Genomic DNA, 17,140 nt, shown 5'->3' with positions numbered 1-17,140 from the left:
CCGGCCGCCTAGGCAATGCTGGCGTGTATCGCGTCGCGCACGCGTGGGTAGATCTGCTGGTTCCACCTGCGACCGCTGAAAACGCCGTAGTGCCCTACGCCGGTCTGGATGTGGTGGGTCTTCAGATAGGGCCGGATGCTGGGGCAGAGGTCTTGCGCGGCCACCGTCTGGCCGACGGCGCAGATGTCGTCGCGCTCGCCTTCGACCGTCATCAGCGCGGTGCGGCGTATCGCGGCCGGATTGACCAGGCGGCCGCGGTACATCAGCTTGCCCATCGCCAGGTCATAGGTCTGGAACACCTTCTCCACCGTCTCCAGATAGAACTCGGCCGGCAGGTCGTTGACAGCCAGGTACTCGTCGTAGAAGACCTGGATCGTGCGCGCCTCGTCGGTGCGGCCTTCCAGCAGTTGCTCGTACATCTGCTTGAACGACTGCTTGTGCCGATCCAGGTTCATGTTCAGGAAGGCCGTCAGCTGCAGAAAGCCGGGATACACGCGACGGCCGAAGCCGACGTGCGGCAGCGGCACATGGCTGACCAGGTTCTTTTCGAACCACTCGATGGGCTTCGCTGTAGCCAGCCGGTTGACCTCGGTCGGGTTGACGCGGCAGTCCACCGGGCCGGCCATCAAGGTCAGGCTGCGCGGCTGAGCGGGGTGATCGTCCTCGGCCATCAGCGCGGCGGCAGCCAGCGCTGCCACGCAGGGCTGGCAGACGGCCACCACATGGGTGCCCAGGCCCATCGTGGCGATGAACTGCATCATGTAATCGATGTAGTCGTCGAGGCTGAAGCCGCCATGGCTCAGCGAGACATCGCGGGCGTTGTGCCAGTCGGTGATGAAGACATCGTGGTCCTGCAGCAGCGTGCGCGCGGTCTCGCGCAGCAGCGTGGCAAAGTGGCCCGACAGCGGCGCCACCAGCAGCACGCGCGGCTGGTCGGCGTCGGCGGCGCTCAGACCCTCCTTGCGAAAGTGCAGCAGGGTGCCGAAGGGCAGTTGCTGCACCGGCACCTCGGTCACCGGCACGGGCTGGCCGTTGACCATCGCCTCGGTGATGTCGTAGGCCGGGCGGGCGTGGGTCAGACGCAGGCGCGACATCACGTCGCAGGCGGCGGCCAAGGTACGCACCGTCGTCTTCTCCGTCTTCTGGAACCATAGCGAAGCCGCCATGTGCTGAGCCATCAGGCGCAGCGGCGACATCAGGTCAGACTGCATTTGATAGGCTTGATAAAGCATGGTCATGGCCTTCGTTGGAGTCTGGCCGCGGTGAATGCAAGTTGCGAGCCAAGGCTCGCGGCCATATGTGGCACAGGGCTTGCAACCGTCGCTGGCAGCAGGAGCTCCGACATGACCAAAGCGGTACTGACGATCAGCAGCAAGAACTACGGCGCCTGGGCCTTGCGAGGCTGGCTGATGGCCAGGTTCGCCAAGCTCGAGTTCAGCGAGAACGTGATTTCACCGGACGACCCGGCGATGAAGGCCGAGATGCTGCTGCTCTCCGCCTCGATGCGTGTGCCGGCTCTTGAGCACGAGGGCATACACGTCTGGGACACGCTGGCCATCGGCGAGTACCTGCACGAGGTCAAGCCACGCGCCGGCCTGCTGCCGGCCGATCTGGCGGCCCGCGCGCACTGCCGCGCCATCTGCGGCGAGATGCACTCGGGCTTCAGCGCGATGCGCTCCTCGCTGCCGATGAACATCAAGGCCCACTTCCCGAGGTTCCTGGTCTGGTCGCGGGCGCAGAGCGATATAGACCGCGTGCTGACGATCTGGTCCGAATGCCTGGCCACCTATGGCGGGCCGTACCTGTTCGGCAGCAAGCCCGGCATGGCCGATGCGATGTTCGCGCCGGTGGTGACACGCTTCCTGACCTATGACGTGCCGCTGGACGCCACATGCACCACCTATTGCCGCCAGATCATGGCCCTGCCGGCGATGCAGGAGTGGGTGGACGCGGCACGCAATGAGCCGGATGAGATCGACGAGTTGGATGCTGAATTTTAGGAAGGCGGGCACCGGCTTGGTGCCCGCCTCTGCAATAGCGTGCGCCGCCGCTCAGTTCCAGGGCGTCGGATCCGGAATGGGGCACACCGGCTCGACGTCTATGGTCTTGAAATCGGCCGGCGAGACGATCTCGAGGTATTCCATATCGGGCGAGTAGTCGAACAGGAAATGCTTGATGCCGGGCCGCTGGTGCACGCAGTCGCCGGCCTCGACCAGCGTCTCCTGGTCGTCGTACATGAAGCGGGCCCAGCCCTTGAGCATGATGACGATCTGGAACTCCGCCTCATGGCGGTGCCAGCCGGTGCCTTTTTCGGGCGCCATATTGGCCTTCACCAGGTGCGCGATGACCTTGCCCTGGGTGGCGGCGGCGACGCCCAGATCGCGGTAGAGAAAGAAGTCGCGAAGGCCTCCACTCACATAACCGGTCTGCTCGGGTTTGACATGGGAGAACAGGGTGTCAGCGGTTTCCGACATGAGAAGCTCCTCTTCACACCTGGACAGGCCCGGCCAGGCTGCGGTGCAATCGCAGCAAGCATTTCTCGTTCCAGCCCAGGCCCCGTCCTGGCTGGCTCGTCAGCAACATCTCTGCCCCAGGGCCCGCCATGATCCGCATCGAACTTCAAATCGAGTTGAACTACACCGTGGGCCCGCAAGGCGCCGACTTCGTGTTCAACATCCACGCCGCGCACACCGCGCACCAGAGCATTTCGGCCGAGAACCTGGTGCTGAGCCAGAACGTCGCCTCGCAGATCCACACCGACCCGATCACCGGCAACCGCTATATGAGGCTCAGCGCCTTTCCGGGCGATCTGCGCGTGGCCTATCAGGCGACGGTGGACATCACCCACCACCGCGGCCAGACCGAGCAGATTGCCGAGGTCCCGGTGCGCCTGCTGCCGCCCGAGGTGATGAGCTACGTCTACCCCAGCCGCTACTGCCAGTCGGACCGGCTGCTGAAGCTGGCCAATGACGAGTTCGGCAGCCTGCGCCAGGGCTACAGCCGGGTGCAGACGATTCGCGACTGGGTACAGCGCCATGTCGCGTTCACCCCCAACACCTCGAACTCCAACACCTCGGCAGTCGACACCCTGATAGGCCGTGCCGGCATCTGCCGCGACTTCGCCCACCTGATGATCGCCCTGTGCCGCGCCATCAACATCCCGGCCCGCTTCACCACCGGCACCGACTACGGCGCCGACCCCGTTCTGGGTCCGCCGGACTTTCATGCCTATGTCGAGGTCTATCTGGGTGGCCGCTGGTACACCTTCGACCCCTCGGGCACGGCCATTCCGATGGGCCTGGTGCGCTTCGGTACCGGGCGCGACGCGGCCGACGTGGCCTTCGCGACCATCTTCGGCGCGGTGCAGTCGGGCGCACCGCTGATACGGGCCTGGGCCGTCGAGGACGGTGCCCACGGCATACGCCTGCCGCACCACACGCGGGAGGCCCTGTCTTCAGGTGACGGGCCGTTCCAAGCCTCAGCTCAGGGTCAAGGCTGAGCCTTGGCGACCTCGGCGTAAGCGTGGTGCAGCCAGAGCTTCAGCCGCTGGCGCTCCATCAGGCCCAGGCCGGCGTTGTCGGGCGCCGAGCCGTTGTTCTTGGCGGCCCAGAAGCTGCTGTTGCGCGCGTCTATCTTCTGCATCACCGGATCATGCAGATGCTTCAGGTCGACGACGCTGGCGCCGTAGCTCAGCGCCCGCTCCAGCTGGCCTGATTTCTCCAGCTGGCTGAAGTCATTGCCGCGCAGCTGGTTACGCACCAGCACATAGCGCAGGCGCTGGCCGAAGCGGTCCAGCAGCCGGGTCAGCAGATCAACCGAGTCGCGGCCCGAGTCCATCACATGCCAGTAGTGCAGCGAGAAGCCGGACAGGTCGGCCATGTCGAGCACGCCGGAGTCGTCCATCCAGGCCACCAGCGGCTCGTGGGTCTGCGCCGCCAGATCGACCAGCACGCGCGAGCCGGGCTGCTCGACGGCCCGCTCGACGATGTGATCCAGCATCTCGTAGCGGTCCACCAGCACCGGCGAGGCGTAGTCGGCATAGAAGCGCAGCAGCGCGCCATGCGAGCGGTCGGTGTCGAAACCGGTGAAAGGCAGTTGGTGATCGATGAAATACTGCGCCAGCACCCGTGCCACCAGCGACTTGCCGACGCCGCCCTTCTCGCCGCCGATCAGGTGAATCTTGGAACTTGCGTTCTGGTCTAGCTTCGGAACTTCCATGGGGGCTGCCGGTTGGGTGTGATGATTGATTGTGCAGCCACTGACGCAAGTCGCGTGCCCGCGCCGTGGAAAATGCGCTGCATCGCATGATCGCCGAGAGCCTTGCCAGACCCAGCATGAACGAACCCGTCGAATGGACCGATGGCGGCAGCCCCCGCAGCCCGCGTTTCGATGACCTCTACCGCAGCCGCTATGGCGGGCTGGCCCAGGCCCGCGCCGTCTACCTCGCCGGTTGCGGCCTGCCCGGGCGCTGGCAGGGCCGGCGAGACTTCACCGTGCTGGAAACCGGCTTCGGCCTGGGGCTGAACTTCCTTTGCACCTGGGCCGCCTGGGAGGGCGATGCGCAGCGCTGCGAACAGCTGAACTTCGTCTCGGTGGAGGCCTACCCGGTGGCCGCCGCCGATCTGTTGCGCAGCGTGCAAAGCCTGGCGGCGATGGACGGCGATCAGGCACCGCTGTTGGCCCGCGTGCAGGTATTGGCGGCCGAGTTGGCCGCGGCCTGGAGCGAATGGTCGCCCGGCCTGCACGAGATTCGCTTTGCCGATGGCCGTGTGCAGCTCATCCTGGCCGTGGGTCAGGTCTTGCCCATGCTGGCGCGGCTGTCGTCCTGCCAGGCCGATGCGGTCTATCTGGACGGCTTCACTCCGGCCCTGAACCCGGATATGTGGAGCACCGACACGCTTACCGCGATGGCCCGCCTGTGCCAGCCCGGCGCTACGGTGGCCAGCTACTCGGTGGCGCTGGCGGTGCGCGAGACGCTGCAGTCGCTGGGCTTCACGGTGAAAAAGCGCCCGGGGCTGCCGCCGAAGCGGCATAGGCTGGAGGCGACGTTCGAACGCCTGCGTGTCACAGCGGCCGCGGCATAGAAAAAGGGGGGCGCCCCTGGAGTGACGCCCCCAACACTCTCAAACATGCTTGTTGCGCAGGATTACAGGCCGCTGCGATCGGCCTCCAGATCGGGGTTGCGCAGGGCCGGGCCGTTGGGCGTGCCGCCGTCCTTCGATGCGCCGCCCCAGCCGTGGTCGGTGAGGTCGCAGATCACGCCGTTGGGGTCGCGATATTTGACCTCGTAGAAGATATTGCCCTTCACCGGCACCTCGCCCATGTAGTAGGTGCCGCCGGCGGCCTCGCACTGGGCGCGTGCCTCCTTGATCTCGTCGACCCAGAAGCCGATGTGATGCAGGCCCACATAGTCGCGGCCGCGCTCGCCGGCGGCCTCGTCGGTCTTGTAGTTGAGCAGGGCGATGGTCACGGTGCCGTCGCTGAGATAGACGCCGCGGGCCAGGGACGAGTCGGTCTCGCCGACCTTCTTCAGGCCGAAGGCCTGTTCGTAGAACGGTGCGGCGGCCCAGGGATCGGGCACCGAGATGGCGACATGGCGCAGTTTTCCAGACATTTTGATGGCCTCAGGTTTTCGGTTCGGTTGGGGGGTGGAGGACGTGAAATCACAACAGTCGTATGTATACATGATAATGTTTATGTATTCAATACGTCTCGGACAAAGCATTCGTGCGTCCCGCACCGCTAAAATCGCGGCAGTGGGGCGGCGGGCTTTGCAGGACGCCAGGACAAGACATCACAGCGGGCAGCAGCCCACAGGGACTCACGCATGGGAAACGCATCAGCCGGCATCTGCCGCAGCCTGACCGAGGACATCGTCAGCGGCAAACTGCCGCCGGGCCAGAAACTGGAGGAGCTGGTGCTGGCCGAACGCTTCCAGGTCTCGCGCACGCCGATACGCGAGGCACTGCGCGAGCTGCATGCGCGGGGGCTGATCGATCTGCAGCCGCGCAAGGGCGGCATCGTGCGCAGCATCGGCCTGCAGGACCTGTCGGACATGCTGGAGGCCATGGTCGAGCTGGAGGCGCTGGCCTGCCGCATCAGCGCCGAGCGCATGAGCGCGGTGCAGAAAAAGCAGCTGCAGATGCTGCAGCAGCAAAGTGAAGACTGCGTGGCGCGCGGCGACGAGGCCGGCTATCTGGAGCTGAACCACCAGTTCCACCAGCTGCTCAGCATAGGCGCGCAGAACCGCACGCTGACCGGCATCCTGGACAGCCTGCGCGACCGTCTGGCGCCGTTCCGCGCCGCGCAGAAGAAGGTCGAGCGCCGGCTCACCGTGTCGCATGACGAGCACCAGGCCATCATCGAGGCCATCCTCAGCGCCAACCCGGAGCGCTCCTACGAGGCGATGCGCAACCACACGGCGCGGCTGAGCATCAATGTGCTGGAGCTGCTGAGGCAGCAGCAGGAAGGCGAGCCGGCAAAGACGGCCCGGCCCGTGAAAGCAGCGAGCCCGGCAGCGGCCAAGACCACACGGCGGACAAAGTCCGCCGCCTGACAGCAGCCAGCAGCTCCAACCCACCGTGCCTAGAACTTGTGCGTGATCCCCAGCCCCAGGCCTGAGGGATCCTGCCCCGCCTTCAAGCCGGCGATGCCGTTGGCCGACAGGTTGTAGAGCGCCGCGGCACCGTTGTCAATCTTGGTGTACGCGGCCCAGATCTCGGTGCGCTTGGAAAGGTTATAGCCATAGCCCAGCGAGACCTGCGTCGCGCCCGAGTCGGTGCCCGGCGCGGCGATGCTGCCAATAGCAGCCGTGGCATTGCCCTTCGACGCCTGCGCCTTCACGTACGAGGCACGCAGCTGGCCGCTGCCGATGGTGTGCGTGGCGGCGATCTGCCAGGCATCGCGGCTCAGCTGCTTGGCCGTAGCCGGCTCATAGCGCAGCCGCTCCCAGGCAAAGCGCAGCCGGGTGGCACCGATCGAATAGGCCAGTCCGATGCGGTGCGCCGTGTCGCTGCTACCGGCGGCGAAGTAGTCGCGGTGCAGCTCGTAGCCATAGGCGGCGTAGAGCGGACCTTTGTTGTAGGTCACCAGGCCCGAGAAGATGTCGGGCGTCAACTTGTCGGTCTTTTCCTCGCTGGGCGCATAGGCCAGGCGGGCGGCGAAGCCCTCGACGACCGGGCTGTGATACTGGATCAGGTTGGGCTGGCGGCGGTCGAAGGACTGCGGTGAAAGGCCGTTGGCCGCCGTCGCAAAGCCATTGCCCAGGATGCCGTTGGAGGCAAAGATGCCAGCCGTGAACGGGTCGATCGCATAGACCGACACAAAGCGCAGCGGCGTTTCCCACTGGCCCAGTATCAGCTCGCCGTACGGCCCCTTCAACCCGACGGCGGTGTTGCGACCGCCCCAGGGGCCCTCGCCGGTGTCGGCGCGCACATTGGTCTCGATCTGCGCCCAGGCGCTCAGGCCACCGCCCAGATCCTCATGCGCGCGAAAGCCCAGCACCGACAGATTGTTGGCCAGGCGCTTGGCACCGGCGATGCCGCCACCGGCGCCGCTGGCGCTCACATGCTCCATGTCCACCTTCAGAAAGCCGTAGATGCTGACCTGGGCCTGCGCGCCGGTGCTGAAGGCCAGTGTGACCGCCAAGGTGGAGGCCGAGAGTGACAGGGCGCCAAGCCCGATTCGCTGTTTCTGCATGGGGTTCCTCTATCGATCAATTAATGGACACACAACAAGTCGTATGTATACATGACAATGATTGAGTATCCAAATAATCTGATGTTTCCCGGACACATCACGCCGTGCCACTCGCAAGGCTATTCAGTCAACAACTTGCTGAATCAACAAATATTTTGCGTTTGTATTGCTGGTCAAGCCTGTGTCAAATCGCCTCATGTTCCAGCCACAGCCTCCCGTTCAAGTCGACTCCAACGCCGACTTCCTGCGTGTCGAAGACCCCGCCTTGCTCAGCGGCCAGGGGCGTTTCGTCGGCGACATCGCCCAGCCCGGCCTGGCCCATGCGGTGTTCGTGCGCAGCCCCCACGCCCATGCCCGGCTGCTGAGCCTGGACCTGGCGGCGGCGCAGGAACTGCCCGGCGTGCTGGCCGTGCTGGGGCCGCGTGATTTCTCCGGCCTGTGCCAGCCGCGCGTCAACCGACTGCTCGCCGAGATGTGCCTGCCCGAGGCCGAGCTGATGCCCGGCGACCGCGCGCTGGCCGTCGGCGCGCCGGTGGCCCTGGTGCTGGCAGACACCCTGGAGCAGGCCCAGGCGGCGGCCGATCTGGTGTTTGCCGACTATGAAGACCTGCCGCCCGTGCTCGATCACGACGAGGCCGCGCCGGCACTGTACGAGAACGTGCCCGGCAATCTGGCGCTGCGCAGCGAGTTCCGGACCGGCCAGTTGCCCGGCGCCGCGGCCAGCGCCGAGGTTCAGGTCGAACTGCCCCGCGTCGCCCCGGCGCCGATGGAGCCACGGGCCAGCCTGATGTCCTGGCAGACCACCAGCGGCAGCCTGCAGGCCTGGATGTCCACGCAGACCCCCAGCCGCGCCCGCGAAGACCTGGCCCTGTGCCTGAGCCTGCCGCTGGAGCGCGTGCAGGTGATCGCGCCCGATGTCGGCGGCGCGTTCGGCGGCAAGGCCTCTGTCTATCCGGAGGATCTGCTCTTGGCCTGGGCCTCGCGCCGGCTGCAGCGGCCGCTGCTATGGCAGTCCACCCGCTCGGAGGATCTGCTGTCGGCCACGCACGGCCGCGCCGCCAGGTTGGAAGGCAAGCTGTGGGTGGACGCGCAGGGCCGCATGCAGGGCCTGCAGGCCGAGCTGCGCTTTGCGCTGGGTCACTGGCTGCCCTACAGCGCCGCAGCACCGCTGCGCAATGCCTGCCGCATCCTGCCGGGGCCCTACCGAGTGCCGGCGCAGCGGGTGCTGGGCGAGGGGCGCTTGTCGAACGCGGCGGCGGTGGGCATCTACCGCGGTGCCGGCCGGCCCGAGGCGGCCATCCTGATGGAGCGGCTGGTCGACGAGGCTGCTGCGCACAGCGGCATCGATCCGCTGCAACTGCGCCTGCTCAATCTCTGGGCCCCGCAGGATCTGCCGGCCGACTGGCCCAACGGTCAAAGGCTCGACAGCTGCGATCTGCCCGCGCTGCTGCTGCGTGCGGCGGAGCTGTTCGACTATCCGCGCCGCCGCGCCGAACAGGCCAAGCGCCGCGCCACCGGCGAGCTCGTCGGCATCGGCATGGCCCTCTACGTCGAGCCTTGCGGCCAGGGATTCGAATCGGTGCGGCTGGCGGCACAGGCCGATGGCCGCTATCTGCTCGCCACCGGTGCCACCGCCCAGGGCCAGGGCCGCGAGACCAGCTATGCGCTGATCGCCGCCCAGGTGCTGGGCTGCGCGCCCGACCAGATCACCGTGCTGCACGGCAACACCGCCACCTGCCCGGCCGGCATAGGCGCGCTGGCCAGCCGCAGCACGGCCATCGGTGGCTCGGCGGTGCTGAAGGCGGCTCAGCGCCTGCAACAGGAATTGAACGAAGGAAGCGCGGCGCTGCCGCACAGCGTCGAGCTGTTCCACGAGGTCGCCCACGAGGCCTGGGCGGCGGGCTGCGTGATGCTGGCGCTGCGGGTCGACGGCGACACCGGAGCGCCGACGATAGAAGACCTGGTCTGGGTGGACGACGCCGGGCACGTGGTTTCGCCCGAACTGGCCCACGGCCAGCTGCTCGGCGGCCTGGCTCAGGGCCTCGGCCAGGCCTTGATGGAGCGCCTGGTCTATGACGACAACGGCCAGCTGCTGACCGGCTCGCTGATGGACTACGCCCTGCCCCGTGCCGAAGACCTGCCCGCCGTGCGCCTGGCCAGCCTGCCCACGCGCAGCGCCGCCAATGCGCTGGGCGCCAAGGGCGTGGGCGAGGCCGGCTGCATAGGCCTGCCCGCGGCCCTGCTCAACGCCGCCCATGACGCGCTGCGGCCGATCGGCGTGCAGCAACTCGACTTTCCCCTCAGCGCCGAGCGCCTCTGGCGCGCGATGCAGAACCCCACCAACTGAGAACCCGACAATGAAGTACAGCAAACAAGACGCCAAGGCCTATGCCAAGGCCCATTTCACCGGCGTCTGGGCCGCCACGCTCACGCCGTTCAACCGCGACGGCAGGGTCGATGAGGCAGCGATGCGCGCCAATCTGCAGCACTGGATGGGCACGCTGAACCTCGGCGGCCTGTTCGTCTGCGGCAAGCAGGGCGAGTTTTTCTCGATGTCGCTGGCCGAGCGCAAGCGCAGCTTCGAGGTCGCCGCCCAGGTGGCGGCCGATCTGGGCCGCTCGCGCACGGTGATGTCCTGCTCGGATGCGAATCTGGACACGGTGCTGGAGCTGGGACGCCAGGCGCAGGCCGTGGGCGCCGACTGGATCGTCGTGCACAGCCCGGTGCTGCATTTCGGCGCCGACACCGACGAGACGATTTACGAGTACTACCGCTACCTGAGCGAGCAGCTGGACATCGGAATCGCGATGTGGAACCACCCCGATTGCGGCTATCTGATGAGCCCGCAGCTGTGCGCCCGCATCGCCGCCCTGCCCAATATCGTCGCCATCAAGTACAGCGTGCCCCGGCCCAGGTACAGCGAGCTCAGCCGCCTGGTCGGTGACCAGATCCAGGTCAGCACCGCGTCCGAGGAGGAGTGGCTGGACAATATCGAGGAGCTGGGCTGGCGACTGTATCTGTGCTCAACCCCGCCGCTGCTGCTGCAGACCGCCGCCGACCAGCGCATCAACGACTACACGCGCCTGGCCTTCGCGGGCCGCTTCACCGAGGCCCGTGCCGTGCGCGACAGCCTGGAGCCCGCACGCCAGGCCTTCAAGGCCTGCAAGCCGCTGGGCAAGCCGCAGGCGCACAGCAAGTACTGGCTGGAGCTGCTGGGCCTGGCCGGCGGCCCGGTGCGCCGGCCGCTGCTGCAGCTGACCGAGGACGAGAAGGCCTTGATACGCGAGCAGTTCGCCTTGAGCGGCCTGAAGCTGGGTTGAGCCATGCCGCGCCTAGCCCTGACGATCAACGGCCAGCCGCAGACGCTGGACGCCGCCGCCAACACCCTGCTGCTGGACCTGCTGCGAGACCGCCTGCTCCTGACCGGCAGCCACCGCGGCTGCGACACCGCCCAGTGCGGCGCCTGCACCGTGCGGCTGAATGGCCGCGCCGTGAAGGCCTGCAATGTGCTGGCCCTGCAGGCCGATGGCGCGCACGTTGACACTGTCGAGTCATTGAGCGATGGCAAGCTCTGGCACCCGATGCAGCGGGCCTTCTCCAAGCACCACGGCCTGCAATGCGGCTTCTGCACGCCGGGCATGCTGATGCGTGCCTGTGCGATGGCCGACGAGGGCGTGCCGGCCGAAGACGGTGCGGTACGCCAGGCGCTGGCCGGCAATCTGTGCCGCTGCACCGGCTACGAGGGCATCGTCGGCGCCGTCTGCGAAGGCATGCGCCGGATGCGCGGTGAATCCATCGAGGCTGCAGATGCAGGACTTTGACTACTGCCGCCCAACCAACGTGGCCGAAGTGCTGGCCCTGCTGCGCGACGGCGTCGACAGCAAGCTGCTGGCCGGCGGACAAAGCCTGCTCGCCTCGATGAAGCTGGGCCTGATGGCACCGGCACGGCTGATCGCCCTGGACCGCATCCCGGCGCTGCGCAGCAGCAGCGAGGAGCAGGGCCGGCTGTGCCTGGGCGCGATGCAGACCCATGGCGAGCTGGCCGCCAGCCCGGCGCTGCAAGCCTGGGTGCCAGGCCTTGCCCAGATGGCCGGCCACATCGCCGATGCGCAGGTGCGGGCGATGGGCACGGTGGGCGGATCGCTCGCCAACGCCGACCCAGCCGCCTGCTGGCCGGCCGGCGTGCTGGCCCTGGGCGCAACGCTGATCACCGACCGACGCGAGATCGCCGCCGACGACTTCTTCACCGGCCTGTTCGGCACCGCGCTGGAGCCCGACGAGCTGCTGTGCGGCATACGCCTGCGCCAGCCCCGCCGCATGGCTTACCTGAAGTTCGAACAGCCGGCCTCGCGCTTTGCATTGGTCGGCGTGGCGGTGGCGCAGTTCGACGACGGCGTTCGTGTTGCCTTGACCGGCACCTCGCAAGGTGCCATACGCCTGCCTGCTTTCGAGCAAGCACTGAGCCGACGCTTCGACCCTGCAGTACTGCAAGGCCTGCGCGTCGATGAAAACATCATGTCCGCCGACCTGCACGCCGGCGCCGACTACCGCGCCCATCTGGCGGTCGTGCTGGCCAGCCGGGTGGTGCAGCAAGCACTGGAAGCAAGCGAATGAATAGGAAGCTACGTGTTGCGTTGATAGGCCATGGCGCCATCGGCCGCGTGATCGCCCGCGAGCTGCTGGCGCAGGGCGGCAGCGAGGTCGAACTGATCGCCGTGCTGTGCCACCGCGCCGAGGAGGGCGGGGGCCTGCCGGTGCCGGTCTACACCGAGCTGCCGCCGCTGCTCGCCCTGCAGCCCGATCTGATCGTCGAGGCCGCCGGCCACGAGGCGGTGCGGGCCTACGGGGCGGACTGCCTTGCCGCCGGCGCCGACCTGCTGCTGGTCTCCGTCGGTGTGCTGTCCGACCCGGACGTGCTCGACGCCCTGGAGCGCGCCGCCCGCGCCGCCGGCCGCCAAGTGCTGCTGCCCTCCGGTGCGCTCGCCGGGCTGGACTATCTGCAGGCCGCGCGCCTGGCCGGCCTGCAGTCGGTCTGCTACCGCTCGCGCAAGCCGCCGCAGGCCTGGCGCGACACGCCGGCCGAGAAGTTGCTCGATCTGGGCTCGGTGCGCGAGGCCACGGTGTTCTTCCGCGGCACCGCACGCCAGGCGGCCCGCGACTATCCGAAGAACGCGAATGTCGCGGCCACGTTGGCGCTGTGCACGCTGGGTCTCGACGACACGCAAGTCGAGCTGATCGCCGACCCGCAGGCCAGCGGCAATGTGCACGAGATCGAGGCGCAGAGCGTCGTGGGCCGCCTGAGCGTGCAGGTGCAGAACCTGCCCTCGCCGGACAACCCCAAGACCTCGCTGGTCACACCCTACAGCGCCTTGCGCACCATCATGTCGCGGCGCGCCGCCGTGAGCGTGTAGAAGACGCGGCAGGAGCGACCAGATGCGCTTTCAGATGTTCCACCATGGCCCGCGCCGCAGGCGACAGCGAACGCTGCTTCAGCTGCGCGAGGCTCAGCTCGCGCCGCACCTCGGGCGCGGTGAGCGGCACGCCGACCAAGCCCTGGGCCCGGCCCTCCGGCGCACCGACGCGCAGGGCATAGGCCGGCAGTATGGCCACGCCGAGGCCTGCCGCCGCCATCGCCATCGCCGTGGTGATGTGGCTGACTTCCTGTGCCGGCTTCGGGCAGCCGCCCAGCGGCGCAAAGGTCTGCTCGACCAGCGCGCGCAGGCCGCTGCCGGGCTTCAACAAGAGCAGCGGCTGATCGAGCAGCTGCGCCCATGTCAGGCTCGCCTCGCCGGCCAGCGCATGGCCGCGCGCGCAGACCAGCACCATCGGGTCGGCCAGCAGCGTTTCGGCCTCGATATCGGGCTCGGCCGCATGGTCGAAGGTGGCCAGGGCCAGGTCCAGCTCGCCCTGGCGCAGCTTGGTAAGCAGCACATCGGCGCTGGCATCGGTCAGGCTCAGCTCGACGCCGGGCCAGGCCGCGGCAAAGCTGACCATCAGCTCGGGCATCATGCTGGCCGCCAGCAGCGGCGTGGTGCCCAGGCGCACGCGGCCGCGGCGGCGTTCGGCCACCTCGCGCAGCTCGTGCGCGGCATGGTCCAGATCGGCGAGCAGGCGCTCGACGGTGGGCACCAGCTCGTGGCCAGCCTCGGTCAGCTCCAGGCGCCGCGTCGTGCGGTCCAGCAGGCGCAGGCCCAGCTCGGCCTCCAGCCCGCGTATCAACGCCGACAGCGCCGACTGGCTCAGGAACAGCTCCTGCGCCGCCCGCGTGAAGCTGCCCTGGCGGGCCACGGCCGCAAAGCCGCGCAGCTGCTTCAGCGAAACATTGACGGGCCGCAGGCGTGCGGCTGGAGATTGGCGGTCGTCGGACATGGGCGGCAGGATCATAACCACGGGGATGCTGTTCAGCAGCATCCCCACCCAGGAGATAGCGATGCTTAAATTTGGCCCCCCCCTCAATCTGCAGCGCTGGATCAGCGAACACGCCGCCGAGCTCAAGCCGCCGGTCGGCAACCAGCAGATCTGGCAAGACGCCGACTTCATCTGCACCGTCGTCGGCGGGCCCAATCAGCGCACCGACTTCCATGACGACCCGCTGGAGGAGTTTTTCTACCAGCTGCGCGGCCAGGCCCATCTGCTGCTGTGGGATCGCGGCCGCTACGAGCGCGTCGATCTGAACGAGGGCGACATCTTTCTGCTGCCCGCGCACGTGCGCCACTCGCCGCAGCGCCCCCAGGCGGGCAGCCTGTGCCTGGTGGTGGAGCGCACCCGGCCTGCGGGCCTGCTCGACGCCTTCGAATGGACCTGCGCCCATTGCGGCAGCCTGGTGACGCGGCGTGAGGTGCAGCTGAACAGCATCGTCCGCGACCTGCCCACCGTCTACGACAGCTACTACGCCAGCCCGGAGGCCGAACGCCGCTGCCCCGGCTGCGGCGAGATCCACCCCGGCCGCGCCTGGCGCGACTGGCATGGCGTGCTGGCACACAAGCACGCCCACGCCGCCGTCCCCATCGCTCCTCTGGAAAACTGAACATGAAAATTGAAAACCAACGCGAGCTGCCCTGCTCGCAGGCGCAAGCCTGGGCGGCACTGAACGACGACGCCGTGCTGCAGGCCTGCATCCCCGGCTGCGAATCGCTGACCCGCACCGCACCCGACCGGCTGGAGGCGGTGGTCATTGCCGCCGTCGGCCCGGTGCGCGCCCGCTTCACCGGCAAGCTGGCCCTCAGCGAAATCAACGCCCCGACCGGCTACAAGCTCAGTTTCGAGGGCCAGGGCGGCGCGGCCGGTTTCAGCAAGGGCACGGCCGAGGTCAGGCTCAGCCCGGTGTCGGCGCGCAGCACGCAGCTGCATTACGAGGCCACGATGCAGATCGGCGGCAAGCTGGCGCAGATCGGCTCGCGCATCGTCGACGCGGCGGCGCAGAAGATCATCCAGGAGTTCTTCACCCGCTTCGAGGCGCAGCTGACGACGGCGCCCGCCGCCGAGGCTCCAGCCCCGGTTTCGATCAGCCGGTGGGCACAGCTGTGCAACTGGTGGCGCAGCCTGTTCGCCAAGCCGGAGGCTTCAGGCTGACCGACAATAGCGGCATGGCCAAACCGATACCCCGCCTCAGCCCCGACCAGATCCAGCGCATCATCGCCACTGCCTGGGACGACACCCCGCCCTTCAACGCCGTGCTGATGCAGCACGGCATATCACAGGGCGAGCTGGTGCAGCTGCTCAAGCGCGAGCTGACGCCCAATGCCTTCAAGCTGTGGCGGGCCCGCACCGGCGGAGGCAAGCCCAATGCCCCGATGAAGCGCAAGCCGCGCGGCAAGTGACTTGATGCGGCCCCGGCTTTGCCCTAGTCTGCAAGGCTCGCAAACCACAACGGAGATGCTCATGTCCCCCAAGCACAAGCGTTCTGTTCATCGGTCTCTCGCTGCAGCTGCTGTCGCGGCGCTGCTGCTCGCCGGCTGCGCCGGCATGGGCGGAGGCAAAACCGGCATGAGCTTCTTCGTCACCAGCGTCGGGCCCGGCAAGGGCGCCGATCTGGGCGGCCTGGCCGGTGCCGACAAGCATTGCCAGACCCTGGCCGCAGCCGCAGGCGCCGGCAATCGCAGCTGGCGCGCCTACCTGAGCCAGCAGGCGGTGGGCTACGACTCGGCAGTGAACGCTCGCGACCGCATCGGCAAGGGCCCGTGGATCAACGCCAAGGGCGTGGTGGTGGCCACCGATGTCGAGCATCTGCACGGCCCCGCCAACAATCTGAACAAGCTCACCGCGCTGACCGAGCGCGGCGAGAGCGTCAAGGGCCGTGGCGACACGCCCAATATGCATGACGTGCTGACCGGCTCGCAGCCCAACGGCATGGTCGTGGCCGGCAGCGCCGACGCCACCTGCGGCAACTGGACGCTCAGCGGTGCCGGCTCGGCCATGGTCGGCCACCACGACCGGACCGGCCTGGACGAAAGCGCCCCGGCCAAGTCCTGGAACTCGTCGCACCCCTCGCGCGGCTGCAGCGCCGATGCGCTGAAGACCACCGGTGGCGCCGGGCTGTACTACTGCTTCGCGGCCGATTGAGGACAGCGGGCGCCCATGCTCAACAAGGTCCTGCTCTACGCCCGCGACCCGCAGCAGACCTCCGCCTTCTACCAGCGCTATTTCGGCTTTGCCGTCCATGCCGATGACGGCGACGGCATCATCGAACTGGCCTCGGCCGAAGGCGGCGCCCATCTGCTGATCCACCAGGCGGCCAAAAGCGTCAAGCTGGGCCAGGTCGGCGTCAAGCTGGTGTTCGATGTGCAGGACATCGAGGCCTTCAAGCTGCGCAGCGCAGCGCTGGGCCTGAGCTTCGGCAGCACCCACCAGGCCGATGGCTATGCCTTCGCCAATGCCAAGGACCCGGACCAGAATCCGGTGTCGATCTCGAGCCGGGCGTTCAGGACTCGGGCGTGACCAGCGCAAGCGCGTAGATATGGCACAGACCGAACTCGTCCTCCTGCTCCCGCTCGAATGACATGCCGACCTTCTCGGCGACGCCGACCGACGCGGCGTTGCCCGGCGTGATCAGGCAGATCAGCCGCTGGAGGCGCAGCACCGTTCGTGCGTGCTCGACGATCGCTCGTGCTGCCTCGCTGGCAAAGCCTTCCCGCCAGCGTGCTTTGGTTATCAGGAAGGCCAGCTCCACTTCGAGCCTGCCGTCAATCTCCCAGGGCAGCAGGCCGCAACGTCCCAGGAAGGCGTCCGAACTCCTCTCTATCGTGGCCCACAGGCCCAGCTCGGGTTGGCGCCGGTGTCCGTTGAGAAACCAGTTCAGTTCTTCACGCGTCTCGTCCAGCGTGCGCGTGCCATCAGGGAAGTAGCGGCGGATGTCGGGGTCGCGGTAGAGGGCGTACAGCGCCTCAAGGTCACCCGGCACCAAATGGCGCAGGAGCAGGCGTGGTGTCTCCAGGATGATCAC

General features: G+C 67.7%; 21 protein-coding genes. 14 read left to right on the top strand and 7 right to left on the bottom strand.

From position 1 onward, the window contains the following. Positions 1 to 8: 8 nt before the first annotated feature. Positions 9 to 1,232, bottom strand: a complete 1,224-nt coding sequence (locus DES47_RS07320; protein WP_133700026.1) for a polyhydroxyalkanoate depolymerase — start codon at positions 1,230 to 1,232, stop codon at positions 9 to 11. 111 nt (positions 1,233 to 1,343) lie between these two features. Here DES47_RS07320 and DES47_RS07315 point away from each other — a divergent pair, with 111 nt between their 5' ends. After that, positions 1,344 to 2,000: a glutathione S-transferase gene (locus tag DES47_RS07315; protein WP_133700025.1), complete on the top strand. Its 657-nt coding sequence runs from the start codon at positions 1,344 to 1,346 to the stop codon at positions 1,998 to 2,000. A 51-nt stretch (positions 2,001 to 2,051) separates the two neighbouring features. On the opposite strand, the gene DES47_RS07310 is transcribed toward DES47_RS07315, so the two are convergent. Continuing rightward, positions 2,052 to 2,474, bottom strand: a complete 423-nt coding sequence (locus DES47_RS07310) for a cupin domain-containing protein (protein ID WP_133700024.1) — start codon at positions 2,472 to 2,474, stop codon at positions 2,052 to 2,054. Positions 2,475 to 2,602: 128 nt separating this feature from the next. Here DES47_RS07310 and DES47_RS07305 point away from each other — a divergent pair, with 128 nt between their 5' ends. After that, positions 2,603 to 3,499: a transglutaminase-like domain-containing protein gene (locus DES47_RS07305; protein ID WP_133700023.1), complete on the top strand. Its 897-nt coding sequence runs from the start codon at positions 2,603 to 2,605 to the stop codon at positions 3,497 to 3,499. Here DES47_RS07305 and DES47_RS07300 read toward each other — a convergent pair. After that, complete coding sequence (locus DES47_RS07300; protein WP_133700022.1) at positions 3,490 to 4,218, bottom strand: P-loop NTPase family protein; 729 nt, start codon at positions 4,216 to 4,218, stop codon at positions 3,490 to 3,492. The two genes, DES47_RS07305 and DES47_RS07300, sit on opposite strands and share 10 nt — an antisense overlap. A gap of 116 nt (positions 4,219 to 4,334) precedes the next feature. Here DES47_RS07300 and mnmC2 point away from each other — a divergent pair, with 116 nt between their 5' ends. Then, positions 4,335 to 5,084, top strand: a complete 750-nt coding sequence (mnmC2, locus tag DES47_RS07295) for a tRNA (5-methylaminomethyl-2-thiouridine)(34)-methyltransferase MnmC2 (protein ID WP_166651894.1) — start codon at positions 4,335 to 4,337, stop codon at positions 5,082 to 5,084. A 62-nt stretch (positions 5,085 to 5,146) separates the two neighbouring features. Here the strand turns inward: mnmC2 and DES47_RS07290 are convergent, their stop codons facing one another. Further along, complete coding sequence (locus tag DES47_RS07290; RefSeq protein WP_133700020.1) at positions 5,147 to 5,614, bottom strand: VOC family protein; 468 nt, start codon at positions 5,612 to 5,614, stop codon at positions 5,147 to 5,149. A gap of 213 nt (positions 5,615 to 5,827) precedes the next feature. On the opposite strand from DES47_RS07290, the gene DES47_RS07285 reads away from it, so the two are divergent. Next, on the top strand, positions 5,828 to 6,556 hold the full coding sequence (locus tag DES47_RS07285) for a GntR family transcriptional regulator (protein WP_133700019.1): 729 nt from the start codon (positions 5,828 to 5,830) through the stop codon (positions 6,554 to 6,556). Between the two features lie 29 nt (positions 6,557 to 6,585). On the opposite strand, the gene DES47_RS07280 is transcribed toward DES47_RS07285, so the two are convergent. Further along, positions 6,586 to 7,698, bottom strand: a complete 1,113-nt coding sequence (locus DES47_RS07280) for a porin (protein WP_133700018.1) — start codon at positions 7,696 to 7,698, stop codon at positions 6,586 to 6,588. A 196-nt stretch (positions 7,699 to 7,894) separates the two neighbouring features. Here DES47_RS07280 and DES47_RS07275 point away from each other — a divergent pair, with 196 nt between their 5' ends. From DES47_RS07275 to DES47_RS07255, 5 genes are read left to right on the top strand one after another with little or no spacing between them, the layout of a single operon-like run. Next, the gene (locus tag DES47_RS07275) at positions 7,895 to 10,045 is read left to right on the top strand and encodes a xanthine dehydrogenase family protein molybdopterin-binding subunit (RefSeq protein ID WP_133700017.1); all 2,151 of its coding nucleotides are present in this window, start codon (positions 7,895 to 7,897) and stop codon (positions 10,043 to 10,045) included. Positions 10,046 to 10,055: 10 nt separating this feature from the next. Continuing rightward, positions 10,056 to 11,018: a dihydrodipicolinate synthase family protein gene (locus DES47_RS07270; protein ID WP_133700016.1), complete on the top strand. Its 963-nt coding sequence runs from the start codon at positions 10,056 to 10,058 to the stop codon at positions 11,016 to 11,018. 3 nt (positions 11,019 to 11,021) lie between these two features. Next, positions 11,022 to 11,519: a (2Fe-2S)-binding protein gene (locus tag DES47_RS07265; protein WP_133700015.1), complete on the top strand. Its 498-nt coding sequence runs from the start codon at positions 11,022 to 11,024 to the stop codon at positions 11,517 to 11,519. Continuing rightward, complete coding sequence (locus DES47_RS07260; protein ID WP_133700014.1) at positions 11,506 to 12,312, top strand: FAD binding domain-containing protein; 807 nt, start codon at positions 11,506 to 11,508, stop codon at positions 12,310 to 12,312. The genes DES47_RS07265 and DES47_RS07260 overlap by 14 nt, the downstream gene beginning before the upstream one ends. Further along, the gene (locus DES47_RS07255; protein ID WP_133700013.1) at positions 12,309 to 13,109 is read left to right on the top strand and encodes an aspartate dehydrogenase; all 801 of its coding nucleotides are present in this window, start codon (positions 12,309 to 12,311) and stop codon (positions 13,107 to 13,109) included. Before DES47_RS07260 ends, DES47_RS07255 begins: the two co-directional genes overlap by 4 nt. On the opposite strand, the gene DES47_RS07250 is transcribed toward DES47_RS07255, so the two are convergent. After that, a complete protein-coding gene (locus tag DES47_RS07250; RefSeq protein WP_166651893.1) occupies positions 13,078 to 14,067 on the bottom strand; it encodes a LysR family transcriptional regulator in 990 nt (329 codons plus the stop codon). The two genes, DES47_RS07255 and DES47_RS07250, sit on opposite strands and share 32 nt — an antisense overlap. Before the next feature lie 61 nt (positions 14,068 to 14,128). On the opposite strand from DES47_RS07250, the gene DES47_RS07245 reads away from it, so the two are divergent. The 5 genes from DES47_RS07245 (at position 14,129) to DES47_RS07225 (ending at position 16,635) form a co-directional block, all read left to right on the top strand. Next, a complete protein-coding gene (locus DES47_RS07245; RefSeq protein ID WP_133700011.1) occupies positions 14,129 to 14,725 on the top strand; it encodes a 3-hydroxyanthranilate 3,4-dioxygenase in 597 nt (198 codons plus the stop codon). A gap of 2 nt (positions 14,726 to 14,727) precedes the next feature. Beyond that, positions 14,728 to 15,270 carry an SRPBCC family protein gene (locus DES47_RS07240; RefSeq protein ID WP_133700010.1) on the top strand — a complete coding sequence of 181 codons (543 nt, stop codon included), beginning with the start codon at positions 14,728 to 14,730 and terminating at the stop codon, positions 15,268 to 15,270. Positions 15,271 to 15,284: 14 nt separating this feature from the next. Further along, complete coding sequence (locus DES47_RS07235; RefSeq protein WP_133700009.1) at positions 15,285 to 15,518, top strand: DUF2805 domain-containing protein; 234 nt, start codon at positions 15,285 to 15,287, stop codon at positions 15,516 to 15,518. A gap of 61 nt (positions 15,519 to 15,579) precedes the next feature. After that, positions 15,580 to 16,260 (top strand): hypothetical protein, encoded by a 681-nt coding sequence (locus tag DES47_RS07230; RefSeq protein WP_133700008.1) that lies wholly within the window; start codon positions 15,580 to 15,582, stop codon positions 16,258 to 16,260. Positions 16,261 to 16,275: 15 nt separating this feature from the next. Then, positions 16,276 to 16,635, top strand: a complete 360-nt coding sequence (locus tag DES47_RS07225) for a VOC family protein (RefSeq protein ID WP_133700007.1) — start codon at positions 16,276 to 16,278, stop codon at positions 16,633 to 16,635. On the opposite strand, the gene DES47_RS07220 is transcribed toward DES47_RS07225, so the two are convergent. Beyond that, entirely contained in the window at positions 16,619 to 17,140 is a 522-nt protein-coding gene (locus DES47_RS07220; protein WP_166651892.1) for a GNAT family N-acetyltransferase, read from the bottom strand. The genes DES47_RS07225 and DES47_RS07220 overlap by 17 nt on opposite strands.

It is taken from the genome of Roseateles toxinivorans (genome assembly GCF_004362525.1).
In the GTDB taxonomy this organism is placed as follows: domain Bacteria; phylum Pseudomonadota; class Gammaproteobacteria; order Burkholderiales; family Burkholderiaceae_C; genus Paucibacter; species Paucibacter toxinivorans.
The sequence above is the reverse complement of the archived record's forward strand: the minus strand, read 5'-3'. Positions and strand labels throughout refer to the sequence as shown.

Bases quoted from the DNA above. Each gene is read 5' to 3' on its own strand.
- DES47_RS07225 (WP_133700007.1), top strand. From the start codon at position 16,276: ATGCTCAACAAGGTCCTGCTCTACGCCCGCGACCCGCAGCAGACCTCC.
- DES47_RS07245 (WP_133700011.1), top strand. From the start codon at position 14,129: ATGCTTAAATTTGGCCCCCCCCTCAATCTGCAGCGCTGGATCAGCGAA.
- DES47_RS07275 (WP_133700017.1), top strand. From the start codon at position 7,895: ATGTTCCAGCCACAGCCTCCCGTTCAAGTCGACTCCAACGCCGACTTC.
- DES47_RS07260 (WP_133700014.1), top strand. From the start codon at position 11,506: ATGCAGGACTTTGACTACTGCCGCCCAACCAACGTGGCCGAAGTGCTG.
- DES47_RS07235 (WP_133700009.1), top strand. From the start codon at position 15,285: ATGGCCAAACCGATACCCCGCCTCAGCCCCGACCAGATCCAGCGCATC.
- mnmC2 (WP_166651894.1), top strand. From the start codon at position 4,335: ATGAACGAACCCGTCGAATGGACCGATGGCGGCAGCCCCCGCAGCCCG.
- DES47_RS07310 (WP_133700024.1), bottom strand. From the start codon at position 2,474: ATGTCGGAAACCGCTGACACCCTGTTCTCCCATGTCAAACCCGAGCAG.
- DES47_RS07305 (WP_133700023.1), top strand. From the start codon at position 2,603: ATGATCCGCATCGAACTTCAAATCGAGTTGAACTACACCGTGGGCCCG.
- DES47_RS07290 (WP_133700020.1), bottom strand. From the start codon at position 5,614: ATGTCTGGAAAACTGCGCCATGTCGCCATCTCGGTGCCCGATCCCTGG.
- DES47_RS07320 (WP_133700026.1), bottom strand. From the start codon at position 1,232: ATGCTTTATCAAGCCTATCAAATGCAGTCTGACCTGATGTCGCCGCTG.
- DES47_RS07270 (WP_133700016.1), top strand. From the start codon at position 10,056: ATGAAGTACAGCAAACAAGACGCCAAGGCCTATGCCAAGGCCCATTTC.
- DES47_RS07255 (WP_133700013.1), top strand. From the start codon at position 12,309: ATGAATAGGAAGCTACGTGTTGCGTTGATAGGCCATGGCGCCATCGGC.
- DES47_RS07240 (WP_133700010.1), top strand. From the start codon at position 14,728: ATGAAAATTGAAAACCAACGCGAGCTGCCCTGCTCGCAGGCGCAAGCC.
- DES47_RS07230 (WP_133700008.1), top strand. From the start codon at position 15,580: ATGTCCCCCAAGCACAAGCGTTCTGTTCATCGGTCTCTCGCTGCAGCT.
- DES47_RS07250 (WP_166651893.1), bottom strand. From the start codon at position 14,067: ATGTCCGACGACCGCCAATCTCCAGCCGCACGCCTGCGGCCCGTCAAT.
- DES47_RS07315 (WP_133700025.1), top strand. From the start codon at position 1,344: ATGACCAAAGCGGTACTGACGATCAGCAGCAAGAACTACGGCGCCTGG.
- DES47_RS07280 (WP_133700018.1), bottom strand. From the start codon at position 7,698: ATGCAGAAACAGCGAATCGGGCTTGGCGCCCTGTCACTCTCGGCCTCC.
- DES47_RS07300 (WP_133700022.1), bottom strand. From the start codon at position 4,218: ATGGAAGTTCCGAAGCTAGACCAGAACGCAAGTTCCAAGATTCACCTG.
- DES47_RS07285 (WP_133700019.1), top strand. From the start codon at position 5,828: ATGGGAAACGCATCAGCCGGCATCTGCCGCAGCCTGACCGAGGACATC.
- DES47_RS07265 (WP_133700015.1), top strand. From the start codon at position 11,022: ATGCCGCGCCTAGCCCTGACGATCAACGGCCAGCCGCAGACGCTGGAC.